14 protein-coding genes are annotated in these 11,860 nt (G+C 46.3%); 2 read left to right on the top strand and 12 right to left on the bottom strand.

Annotation, left to right across the window (positions count from 1 at the left end):
- Position 1 precedes the first annotated feature (1 nt).
- From MKY41_RS00590 to MKY41_RS00555, 8 genes are all read right to left on the bottom strand, one after another.
- The gene (locus MKY41_RS00590; protein WP_340743208.1) at positions 2-406 is read right to left on the bottom strand and encodes a MarR family winged helix-turn-helix transcriptional regulator; all 405 of its coding nucleotides are present in this window, start codon (positions 404-406) and stop codon (positions 2-4) included.
- A 434-nt stretch (positions 407-840) separates the two neighbouring features.
- Positions 841-2,058, bottom strand: a complete 1,218-nt coding sequence (locus MKY41_RS00585) for an MFS transporter (protein ID WP_041075730.1) — start codon at positions 2,056-2,058, stop codon at positions 841-843.
- Positions 2,059-2,162: 104 nt separating this feature from the next.
- Positions 2,163-2,777, bottom strand: coding sequence for a YitT family protein (locus MKY41_RS00580; protein ID WP_340743207.1), 615 nt, complete (start codon positions 2,775-2,777; stop codon positions 2,163-2,165).
- A 73-nt stretch (positions 2,778-2,850) separates the two neighbouring features.
- Positions 2,851-3,489, bottom strand: a complete 639-nt coding sequence (locus MKY41_RS00575) for a FusB/FusC family EF-G-binding protein (RefSeq protein ID WP_340743206.1) — start codon at positions 3,487-3,489, stop codon at positions 2,851-2,853.
- A complete protein-coding gene (locus tag MKY41_RS00570; RefSeq protein WP_340743205.1) occupies positions 3,489-4,298 on the bottom strand; it encodes an alpha/beta fold hydrolase in 810 nt (269 codons plus the stop codon). The genes MKY41_RS00575 and MKY41_RS00570 overlap by 1 nt, the downstream gene beginning before the upstream one ends.
- 46 nt (positions 4,299-4,344) lie before the next feature.
- A complete protein-coding gene (locus MKY41_RS00565; protein WP_041077046.1) occupies positions 4,345-4,656 on the bottom strand; it encodes a DUF4870 domain-containing protein in 312 nt (103 codons plus the stop codon).
- Positions 4,657-4,714: 58 nt separating this feature from the next.
- Complete coding sequence (locus MKY41_RS00560; RefSeq protein ID WP_340743204.1) at positions 4,715-4,948, bottom strand: hypothetical protein; 234 nt, start codon at positions 4,946-4,948, stop codon at positions 4,715-4,717.
- Positions 4,949-5,107: 159 nt separating this feature from the next.
- On the bottom strand, positions 5,108-5,596 hold the full coding sequence (locus tag MKY41_RS00555) for a PaaI family thioesterase (RefSeq protein WP_340743203.1): 489 nt from the start codon (positions 5,594-5,596) through the stop codon (positions 5,108-5,110).
- Between the two features lie 142 nt (positions 5,597-5,738).
- On the opposite strand from MKY41_RS00555, the gene MKY41_RS00550 reads away from it, so the two are divergent.
- Positions 5,739-6,182, top strand: coding sequence for a hypothetical protein (locus tag MKY41_RS00550; RefSeq protein WP_340743202.1), 444 nt, complete (start codon positions 5,739-5,741; stop codon positions 6,180-6,182).
- A 106-nt stretch (positions 6,183-6,288) separates the two neighbouring features.
- Entirely contained in the window at positions 6,289-8,094 is a 1,806-nt protein-coding gene (gene pepF, locus MKY41_RS00545; RefSeq protein ID WP_340743201.1) for an oligoendopeptidase F, read from the top strand.
- A 48-nt stretch (positions 8,095-8,142) separates the two neighbouring features.
- On the opposite strand, the gene MKY41_RS00540 is transcribed toward pepF, so the two are convergent.
- The 4 genes from MKY41_RS00540 to MKY41_RS00525 form a co-directional block, all read right to left on the bottom strand.
- On the bottom strand, positions 8,143-8,955 hold the full coding sequence (locus MKY41_RS00540) for a MetQ/NlpA family ABC transporter substrate-binding protein (RefSeq protein WP_340743200.1): 813 nt from the start codon (positions 8,953-8,955) through the stop codon (positions 8,143-8,145).
- 206 nt (positions 8,956-9,161) lie between these two features.
- Positions 9,162-10,004 carry a MetQ/NlpA family ABC transporter substrate-binding protein gene (locus MKY41_RS00535; protein WP_340743199.1) on the bottom strand — a complete coding sequence of 281 codons (843 nt, stop codon included), beginning with the start codon at positions 10,002-10,004 and terminating at the stop codon, positions 9,162-9,164.
- Between the two features lie 16 nt (positions 10,005-10,020).
- The gene (locus tag MKY41_RS00530; RefSeq protein WP_340743198.1) at positions 10,021-10,689 is read right to left on the bottom strand and encodes a methionine ABC transporter permease; all 669 of its coding nucleotides are present in this window, start codon (positions 10,687-10,689) and stop codon (positions 10,021-10,023) included.
- Positions 10,686-11,693 carry a methionine ABC transporter ATP-binding protein gene (locus tag MKY41_RS00525; protein ID WP_340743197.1) on the bottom strand — a complete coding sequence of 336 codons (1,008 nt, stop codon included), beginning with the start codon at positions 11,691-11,693 and terminating at the stop codon, positions 10,686-10,688. Before MKY41_RS00525 ends, MKY41_RS00530 begins: the two co-directional genes overlap by 4 nt.
- Positions 11,694-11,860: the final 167 nt, after the last annotated feature.

The raw sequence follows: 11,860 nt of genomic DNA, 5'->3' as shown, positions 1-11,860 counted from the left end.
TTCAACTTCCTTTCGTCATTTTTCTAAGCAATTGCGCTAAAACTGTCTGTTCTTCTATGGACATACCTTTTAAAACACTTTGTTCAAATTCAATGACGGATTCTTTGACAGCTGGAATCTTAGATTCAGCCATTTCGGATAATCGCACAATCTTCTCGCGTTTATCTTTTCCGGGATGCGTCGTCAGCCATCCGAGTTCTTCCAGTCGATTCACGGTCCGGGTGATGGTCGGCGCTTCCACATTTAAGTATTTCCAAATTTGCGTCAAACTCATCTCTCCATGTTGGTCAACACAGAATAAGACGGACCATTGTGCCGCAAATAAGTCATGGGCTTTTAACGCTTGGTTCAATTCCCTGCTGATCAGGCGAGTATTTTGAAACAGTTCGTGAATAAGTGGATTCATGATTTTATCTCCTTTTATTTACCTAGGTAATTACTTGAGTATACTCCTGTCTGCGTAGTTTGTAAAGGAATTCCTTCTTGCTGAGCTTGGTGTGGGGGTGAAAGATGTCCGGGGGGAAATGATGCGCTCACGGCTGGGATTTATGAGCGGACAATGCAAACTTATAAGCGGGCGACATGGACTTATGAGCGGACTTGCAAGCTTATAAGCGAACGGCAGGACTTATGAGCGCACAACGTGAACTTTTAAGCGGGTGACATGGACTTATGAGCGGACAACGTGAACTTATAAGCGAATGGCTGGAATTTATGAGCGCATGGCACGGACTTTGCGCACGCAAGACAAACTTAAGGGCGGCACCACTGTCCCCACACATTTCATAACAAAAAACCTGCCTCCTTAGCCGAAGCCAAGAAGACAGGTTTTCCACATGTTTACCCGTTTGCTGCTGTAATTTTGCCGTCCCGTGGTAAGGCGAGACCGACGAGTCCGAGAATCGGTAGAAAGGAGATAATGATCATCGTCATATAGATGCCGATTTCATCCATTAAAATTCCGATGACGACTGCGCCGATTGCCCCCATGCCGAACGCTAATCCAACGGTCAAACCGGCCATCATTCCGATTTTACTCGGTACGAGTTCTTGTGCATAGACAACCGTGACCGAGAAGCTGAGCATGATAAAGAATCCAATGGCAATGAGCAGGATGATGACTGCCCATAACGGAGCATAGGGCAATAATAGGGTCAGTGGAATCGGAGCGGCAATGGACAGGACAATGACGTTCTTGCGTCCGATCCGATCCGCCATCGGGCCGCCGAAAAAGGTTCCGACCGCGCCAAGTGCCAAAAACAGGAAGATAATCAGTTGTCCCTTGTCGATGGCGAGCCCGTATTCTCTCATCAAATGGAATATGTAAAAGTTCGTGATATTCGTTACATAAAAGGAACGAACAAAAATGACCATCAACAGCAAGGTCAATGCAATGCCGACTTGCTTTTTCGTCAAGTTAGCCATGGACGATAAAAGGACCTTCTTGCGATTATTCAACTTCTCCTGTTCCAATTGCTGCTTATACCAGGCTGAAATTTTCGACAGAATGAAAATGGCGACTGCCGCCACTACCATGAACAAGGCCGCCCCTTTTTGCCCGAGCGGCACAAGGATGAAGGCACTGATCAAAGGCGCCAATGCCTGTCCGGAATTTCCACCAACCTGATAAATCGATTGGGAAAGTCCGCGCTTCGATCCCGCCGCCATGAAGGAAACCCGGGAGCCTTCTGGATGAAAGACAGCGGATCCGAATCCGAGGAAGATAACCGACAATAGAATCATCCAATATTCGGGGGCGAAAGCCAGCGCCCCGATTCCAACCAAGGAGAATGTCATCCCGATCGGCAACGCGTACGGACGCGGTTTCCGGTCACTGTAATAGCCGACGACCGGCTGTAAAACAGAAGCCACCATATTCAGCGCAAAGGAAATGAACCCGAGCTGTTTGAACGTCAAGCCTCTTGCTTCCTCCAAAACCGGGAACATTGCGGGAATGACAGATTGGAGCGAATCATTGAGCAGATGGACACCGCCGATCGCAAACATGATCGGATAGACGGGGTTTCCGAGCTTATTGCTTTCTGTAGTTGTTGTCATTTGATACCCCACATTCTTTCTTAATTCTAGAAAACACAGTAGATTCAGTATACCGCATTTTTTGGAATTGCAGGGTATTTTCAGCTTTTTCCTCGCATGGCTTGTTAATGATTCCGATAATGGAGCCTTTCCCGTCGAAAGGAAGGCGCCGCTACTAATAAACTCGCTGTCACACCAACCGATAGCACTGTTGTCACTGACAGCAGGATGGAGGCGGATTGGAGGACAAGGCTTCCGACAGTGACGACCAAGATATCAAAACAGAAAATCATCACGCCCGAATTGATCTTCAACTTTCTGGCAATCATCTGGGCAAGCAGATCCGTCCCGCCGATACTAATATCCGAACGAAGCATGAAACCAACACCGATTCCGATCAAAATCCCCCCACCCGCAGCGCTTAATAAAGGAGATACGGCATGAGCTGCGCCCCATTCACGAAGCGGATAGAACATATCGATGATAACCGACGACAGCAACATCCCATGAATGCCATTGTAAAAAAAGGGACGGTAGTACATCCAAGCCAGGAAAAAAATCGGTAGACTGATGAGCAAAAAAGTCAGGCCGACTTTAATGTCATAGAGGTAATGGAAAATAAGGCTGATGCCCAGTGCACCGCCTTCCAGCAAATTGAATGGCAACAGAAAGTAATTGATGCCGACCGCCACCAAGACACTGCCCAATATAATCCGGATCGCTTTCTGTAAGAAAAACACGGAACCCCACCTAGCATTTCGACTTTCTAGATATATATGTAAGTCCGCGCGTTTTCTTTCCTAAAGAATGTAATCACTTCTGCAGCAATTGGATGAAATCATGAAGCTTCGTCAAATCGGTCAAGTTCTCGTTGCAAGCCATACTATCAACGCAAATATAATTCCCTCTTTTTGTGTACGTGTCTTGCCCCGACCTTCTTGTCCCCGCCGTGAACATGCCGACTTCCTCATGTCCATTGCAGATAGCACAAATCCCTTTTTTAGTGGAACGTTGAAAAGTCCCTTGGATTCCAATCAGTTTCCCATCTTGGGGGACGACGATATATTTTTTATTCGAACCGGTGTCGTTCCAGCCGAGGTAGGAAATTTCCTGGAGGTCCAACTTGTCCAAAACTGGGATCGTCAATTTTTTCACTTTCGAAAACAATTTACGGATTTCCTTCTCCTCCACGGACGGAAAAGGGAGTACATACCGTTTCAGTTGAATCAAATATTGGTCCGCCTCTAACGGTTCCCGAATTTCTGAAATCGGCTCCAGCACTTGCCTCTGTTCATCCATCAATTCGCCGAACAGCCCGATAACCTTTTCCACCGTCAAAGATTCCAAAGCACGGATCACCCCCGCGTCCTTCGCCGAGGCATGTCCATACACTAAATTTTTAATTTGAAACTTGATGAAATTAAACTGAGCACTTTGAATAAAAGGTTCCATTATGTTTCACTCCTTGCCTGTTGAATTCCCCGTAAGAACTTCTCCATCGCTAGATTGACCGCCTCCGGGTTATCCAGATTGGTTGCATGATGCGCATTTGGAATGACTTCCAAGATGGAGAAGGGAATGGTGCGATGCATGAATTCCTGCTGCCGCTGAACCATTGTATCATGGTCGCCGTATAGAATGAGAGTCGGGCATTCGACTTTTGCCAACTCCTCTTTACTTTCCATTCTCGTAATGGCGTCCCAGAGCCGAATCCAATTGGTTTTCGGAATGTTGCTTACGGCTTGCTCAATGTAGCGTTTATTATCTGGATTAAACCGGGATAACATACTTGCCTGCATGCTGGCCATCCAGTCCATCGAAATGAATAAATTGGAAAACCGATTGAAGGGAACCAATAATTTCTCATACCAATTAAAAACATTCGTAAAAGGCGTGCCGATTAATGCTAACGAAATGACCCGATCCGGGTATCGGATGGCGGTTTGAAGAGAAATATGGCCCCCCATCGACAACCCGCATAAATGCGCTTTTTTTATTTGTAAATGGTCGAGTAACCCAATGAGATCGCGGGCGAACTCTTCCGAATCCACTTCCCCATCCGGCAAGGTGGAATGGCCGTGCCCCCGGACATCCCACGCGACCGTCCGGTAATTCTTTTGGAAGTGCTCCATTTGCGGCCGCCATTGTGCATGATCCCAGGAAGCACCATGCGTGAAAACGAGCGCTTCCCCTTCCCCCGCCACCTCATAATACAACTCGACTCCATTGGTCAGGCAGGTTCCCATTTCAACCACCTCCACTCCAAAAGCCCCCTCCTTCACTTCGGATGGGGCCGATTCCTCTCGATCACGCTCTGAAAAAGTTTCTGACGAACGGGTAGTTATAGGTTTCCCCCTGCAATGCCTTCACGATTCCGATAATCGGAACGATAATGGTCATCAAACCGAATACGATGAGCATCGGAATACCGATCAACACAACGATGAGTAAGATCGATAGGAAAATCAAGGCTCCCATGACCAATTGGAATAATAATGCCTGGACGGATAATCGCTTAATCTCCTCATCTTCGATGACGAGAAAGACGATGAACGGGACCAAAAATGGTGCAAAGAAAGCGCTCGCATGAACCAGAACTTTCAAACCTGTTGTTTCGATTGCAGACACCCCCTCTATCTTATAGTAGTCATGCGTACAAAAAAGTTTCATTGATAACCTAGATTTTTACTATATCGCTGTTCTTCTGAGTATAATCCAATTTCATCTGTTCCAATTCAATCTTCATTTTCTCAGTCTCGATGATGAAGTTTTGCTGTTTGAGCTGCTCCAATTCGATTTCCTCCCGAACCAGATCCGCTCTCATTTTCAATGTTTTTCGTTTATAATCCGTAATGATTGCTGTAATTGGGACGGTCATGACGACGGCCACAATGCCTAGCACAAATATCATCGCTGTCCCTCCCTTCCCGGATATTATTCTTTACCCCAATTCTGCAATAGTTACTATATATACGGGGAATGCAGTAGAAAGTTTCATGACCGTTTGAAAATAACTTCGTCAGCAAAAGAGCGAAGAACCGATCGCGCTCGGCAATCGGTTCTTCTCAAATCATTGTTGTCCAAATATTGCAGGCATGACCGCCCCGATGACTTCCCCCGTTGCACAGAGCGTATCGTCCGCATACACTTCCACAGTTACTTTCCACTTTTTAGGGTGAATCTCTTCCACTGTACCAACAGCTTTCAAGAGAGCTTCTTGCGGTGTAGGTTTCAAATAATCCACATGCAGCGATGCCGTGACAAAACGTGGCGGTGTCTCCCCATCCCCCGGTTCAAATCCATTTTTCCTATGTAATGCTAAAGAGCAAGAGCCTGTTCCGTGGCAGTCCACAAGGGAAGCAATCGCCCCGCCGTAAACGAATCCAGGAATTGACGTATATTTTTCTTCCGGCTTATAGAACGTTACAGTCCGATTCCCGTCCCAGCCTGTCCGGAAATGGTCTCCTTCTGTGTTTAGCCGGCCGCAGCCATAACACCATGCAAAATCGTCTGGGTATTCATCCTGGATGGCATGCAGCACTTGTTTCATTTCTTCCATTCCTTACATCCCCTTTAATCCGAATTCGACCAAATTATAACATATTCTCTATTTCAAATGTTCAGGAACAGTCAATTCCAATGTACAAATCTTACGGTCACTCCGTGCGTATACTAGAAAAACGCATGCTGGAGGGATGACAATGAAGACAAGAGCAATTCTGCTCCTAGCGCTTATGCTTGGCGGCGCCTATATGATGATCCAATCCTATCAAGATGAGACAGAGAGGGAATTTACACAAGTCCTCTCCCAATGGCATAATCCATTCCACTCCTTAACTTTTTCCATACCAGCCATATCCGGTGTCCCCTCAGACTCATGGATTGTCGATGACCCCGACGAAATCGAGACACTCCTTCATTTTTTGGAAGGCTACCATTTTCGGAAAATAAAACCCGAGGAGATTGATGTCACCGATGAAATCGACCAATTTAGCATCCGCCTCCAAGACGAGGAGAACAACTCTATTACAATTATCATCACTGAAAATTTGATTATCCAAAATTCATCCTTATATTATGAAGTAGTCGATGGGCCACTTGACACTGACTGGCTGGTCCAATTCATTCTTGACAATCATTTATAAGAAGTGCTGGCATCAGTGGAAAATCCCTCCCCTCTTTTATTAGTGATTTTCCCAATTGAAATGCTATCCTATAATCAGACTACGGGAAAAAGGGGAGATTTTCTTCATGAAGACTTTGCCAGTGCGTACAGAAGTGAATGAGAAGGAAACATGGAATTTAGCGGATTTATTCAAAACAGAAGAAGATTATGAACAGGCGATTGCCAATTTGGAACAGGAAGTCGGTCGATTTGCGGAGCAATTCGAGGGGCAGATCGATAATCCAACTATTATCAACGAAGCCTTGGGCAAGTATCGTGGCATCATGGAAAAATTCATACCCGCAGCCACCTATGCCAGCTTGGCTTCTAGTGTGGATCAGACCGACGATAATGCTCAGCTGCGGGAAAGCAGATTCGGGACATTTGCAGCTAAGTTGAGCGAGACCCTATCCTTTGTCTCCAGCGAATTATCCGCTTTGCCGGCTGAAACGTTACAAGAAGCCGCCGCTCAATCCGAAGGCCATGCAAGATATCTAAATCAAATCATCCGGAAAAAACCACATCAACTGCATCCAGAGGCGGAGAAGACATTGGCTGCCTTTTCGGCCACTTTCAACGCGCCCTACGGATTGTACAATGTGACAAAGCTGGTCGATATGACATTCGATGATTTCGTAGTAGGCGGCGAACCGTATCCTCTGAGCTACGTCACTTTTGAAGGCGGTTGGGAATCAGAACCCGACACGGCAAAACGCCGGGCCGCCTTTGATGCTTTTTCAGCCAAATTAAAAGAATATCAACATACGACTGCCAAAACATACGATATGCATGTCCAAATGGAAAAGACGACTTCCGACTTGCGCGGCTATGAGAACATCTTCGATTACTTACTGATGGATCAGGAAGTGGACCGCTCGATGTACAATCGGCAGATCGATCTGATCATGGAGGAACTGGCGCCCCATATGCGGAAATACGCCAAACTGCTGCAAAAGGTCCATGGCTTGGATACGATGACATTCGCGGATTTGAAAATTCCGCTTGATCCGACGTATGAACCAAAAATAACATTCGAAGAGTCGAAACGGTATATGGATGACGCCCTCTCCATCATGGGAAAAGACTATGCGGCCATGGTGGATAAAGCTTATGAAGAACGTTGGATCGATTATGCACAAAATCTTGGCAAGTCGACAGGCGCTTTTTGTTCCAGTCCGTATGGGAACCATTCCTATATTTTAATTTCCTGGACAGGAAGTATGGAAGATGTCTTCGTCCTTGCCCATGAATTGGGACATGCGGGGCATTTCCATTATACAAACAGCGAACAGAACATTTTCAATGCAGACCCGTCACTCTATTTCATCGAAGCGCCCTCCACTTTGAATGAAATGCTGATGGCCAACCATCTGCTGAAAAACTCCGATGATCCGAAATTCAAGAGATGGGTCATCTCGTCGATCGTATCCCGGACGTATTACCATAACTTTGTCACCCATTTGCTGGAGGCTGCCTATCAACGGAAAGTCTATGAGCGGGTCGATGAAGGGGGTAATGTCAACGCTACGATTTTGAATAATTTCAAACGCGGGGTGCTGGAAGAATTCTGGGGCGATGCTGTCATTATCAATGAAGGGGCCGAACTGACCTGGATGAGACAGCCGCATTACTATATGGGACTCTATCCGTACACGTACAGTGCTGGCCTGACGATTTCGACGCAAGTGTCCGAGCGCATCTTACAAGAAGGACAGCCAGCTGTGGACGATTGGCTGAACGTCTTGAAAGCAGGAGGGACGAAGACACCGGCCGAGCTTTCCCGGATGGCAGGAGTCGATATTACAACGGAGGAGCCATTGAAAAAGACAATTGCTTATATCGGCAGTCTGATCGATGAGTTGATTCAGCTGACTGAGCAGATCGAAGCATAATTAGAGATGAAAAAGCAGGGATGGAATTGGATTCCGTCCCTGCTTTTTTCACTCTTCCTTCTTCTCCACATAGTAGATCTCTTCCGGTTTCATCACATCAGCGAATTCCTTGGAATTGATAACTTCAACCAAATCTTTAGCGAATGGCTTGTCTTCATTTTCCGTTGCGACAACAAAGATGGTCTGAAATGAATCCGGAACCTCTTCCAGCGCTAACGCGTCCGTCGGAGCCAGGTCGATCGTCAACGCAGTAGCGATCGGAATCACCGACAATTCAGCACTTTGCAAAGCAGCGGGCAATTGTTTTTCCAAAATCGGTTGGATCCGTAGGTTTTTCGGATTTTCCACAATATCAGCCTCTGTCGCCACTGCTACGTCAACTGCAGGATTCAAGGTAATCAAATCAGCCTCCTGGAGCATATTCAAAGCTACCGGAAGATTTACCGGATCGTTCGGGACTGTAAGGATTGCCCCTTCTTCTATGTCATCCAATGTATCGTACACTTCGGAAAACAGGCCGATTGGCTCGGTTGGGACCGCAATCAATTCAGAAAGCGGGAGGTCCTGTTCTTGTTTAAGTTGTTCCAGATAGGCTTGATGTTGGAACAGATTCAAGTCGATTTCGCCTTCCAGCAAATCTCCATTCAACTCATCGATATCTTGGTATTCAAAAAAACTAACTTGGTAGCCCTTCTTTTCAAGCTCCGGGATAATCGCCCTTTTCAATAGGAAATTAAACGTCCCACCGGACGTGCCGATGAGCAACGTCTTGTCATCCCCCGCAGCGTTTTTACCGCTGCATGCGCCCAATAGCGCTACTAGCATAATCGCAATCAGTGATAATACGGTTCTTTTCATCATCTAGTCGCTCTCCTATTCTCGTCCACTCTTCCGTAAAAATATGGATAAAAATGGTGCACGTTATGTACAGTCCTCTAACATCCATGAGTCAGTATACTATATTTTCTCCATTTCCGATATGTTTGACCATAGAAAAACCATCCGCCTCCGATCAGGAAGGGGATGGTTTCCTTGTTGTTATGCAAGATGCGGGCTTTTAGGTCAGATTATTGCTGCATCCAAGCCGGTTTCCCGAATCCTTGGAAATCGGAGTCAATCACTTCTTCGAATTTATCCGATTCGATCACTTCGATGATGTCTTTGGCAAATTGCTTGTCTTGGTTTTCTGTTTTCACAGCGACCACGTTACGAAATTGGTCTGGCATTTCTTCCAATGCAAGCGCATCTAACAAGTTCATGTTAGCAGCTATCGCAAAGTTTCCTGGAACAGCTGCAAGATCGGCACTATCCACAGAACGTGGCAATTGTCCTGCCTCGAGTGGCTGGATGACCAAGTTTTTCGGGTTTTCGACGACATCTTTTTCAGATGCTTTCAACGGTTCGATATCCGGATTCATTTTGACAAGACCGTTCGCTTCCAGCACGATCAATGTTCTCGCCGCATTGACAGGGTCGTTAGGAATCGTGATGGAAGCCCCATCTTCGATTTCATCCAATGATTTGTATTTGTTTGAGTAAATGCCGAGTGGAGCAGTCGGGACGACAATCAAATCCGTCAAATCCATATTGTTTTCTTGAGCAAAGTTTTCCAGGTAGACGATATGCTGGAATAGGTTCGCATCGATATCGCCGCTGTTCAACGCATTGTTCGGCTGGATATAGTCACTGAATTCTGTAACTTCCACTTTATAGCCTTTTTCTTCAAGGCCCGGAATGATTGCTTTTTTCAACATATCACTATATGGACCTGCCGTAGCACCGAATGTCAATGTTTTGCTTTCTTCTGTTGCTGCTGAATCATCTGCATTTTCCGCTTTCTCTTTCCCGCCACAAGCAGCAAGAGCCGCTGCCAGCACAACGGCAAATAGAGTCAATAAAAACTTTTTCATCTTCTTCTCTCCCTAATTATCGTTTATCTATAGCTTTTGAAACCCGATCTCCCGTAAATTGGATCAACTGCACTAATATGATGAGTATGGCGACTGTTACGATCATGATGGAATCGTCATATCGGTAATACCCGAACCGGATCGCCAAGTCCCCGATCCCTCCTCCACCGACAAATCCCGCCATGGCGGAATAGGCAACGAGACTGATGACTGTCAACGTAATCCCTTGGACAATGCTCGACTTTGCTTCAGGCAAAAGAACATTCCGGATGATCATCCAAGGGGAAGCCCCCATAGCGATCGCTGCCTCGATGACCCCTTTGTCGATTTCCCGCATGGACGTTTCGACAATCCGTGCGAAAAACGGGATGGCCGCTGCCGAAAGGGAGACACTAGCCGCGCCCGGGCCGATGATTTTCCCGACAATCAATTGAGTTAATGGAATCAATGCCACGAGCAATATAATGAACGGGATTGACCGCACCATATTGACGACAAAACCGAAAGTGGAATTGATCAGCCGGTTTTCAAGGAATAAACCTTTGTCTGTGACGAAGAGCAGAACACCCAAAGGAAGCCCGATGATAACCGCGATGGCCAGCGAAATACCGATCATATAGAGCGTTTCGCCAAATGCTTTCGTAATATCGGGCATCATCTCGATGATATGTGGCACATCAATCATTTCTCCAGCACCTCCACGTTTGCCTCTTGTCCGACCATAAAGTCGATCGCTTTCTGGATTTCATTCGGTTCACCCTGCAACTCCATGAGGAAAGTGCCGAGCGGCATTTCTTGAATATACTCAATAGAGCCGTGCAGGAAGTTCCCTTTGACATGGAAATGTTGCATCGTATCGGAAATGACGCTCTTCACGGCGACGTCCCCTTTGAATTTCACCTTGACCAATGTCCCGGTGCATGTCTCCAAAATCGCTTGCGGCACGTCAAATGAAACCACACTGCTGATGAACTCTTTCGTCAACGGCTGTTTTGGATCGGAGAAAATGTCATACACTTGTCCTTCTTCGATCACTTTTCCGTCCTGCATAATCGCCATCCGATCGCAAATTTCCTTCACGACATTCATTTCATGAGTAATCAATACGATCGTGATGCCCAATTCCCGATTGATTTTTTTCAGCAACCGCAAAATCGATGTCGTCGTGTTCGGGTCCAGCGCAGATGTCGCTTCGTCGCAAAGCAATACGGATGGATTATTAGCGAGCGCTCGGGCAATGCCGACCCGCTGTTTCTGTCCGCCGCTTAGCTGAGCGGGATAGACGTCCCGTTTATCCGCCAAGCCGACCATCTCAAGCAATTCGGTGACCCGTGCCTCCACTTGGTTTCCCGGAGTTTTGGCCGCTTGCAGTGCAAAGGCAATATTTTCATAGACCGTCTTCTGGCTGATGAGGTAGAAATGCTGGAAGATCATTCCGATTTTTAGTCGGGCTTGCCGCAATTTCTTCCCTTTCAGCTTCACCAAGTTTACATCATTAACTAAAATGGTCCCTTTAGTCGGTTTTTCTAACAGATTCATGCAGCGGAGTAATGAGCTCTTTCCCGCTCCTGAATAACCGACGATGCCGAATATCTCGCCTGTATTGATGTCGAGGGAGACATCATCCACGCCTTTTACAATGCCAGCCTTCGTCCTATATTCTTTTGTCAGATTTTCAATCCGGATCATGTGGCTCTCCTCTTTCTGCAAATCAATTACGCCTTGGCGTAATTGTGTTCAGATTTTGAATCGAGGCTCGAAATCTGCGACATCCGCCGGAGGCTATATTATTATTCAACACTCGTTGAATAAAAATAAAAATAAAAAACTTCTTCCATTTCATCAACGAAAGAAGC

The organism is Sporosarcina sp. FSL W7-1349 (assembly GCF_038003045.1).
Classification (GTDB): domain Bacteria; phylum Bacillota; class Bacilli; order Bacillales_A; family Planococcaceae; genus Sporosarcina.
The sequence above is the reverse complement of the archived record's forward strand: the minus strand, read 5'-3'. Positions and strand labels throughout refer to the sequence as shown.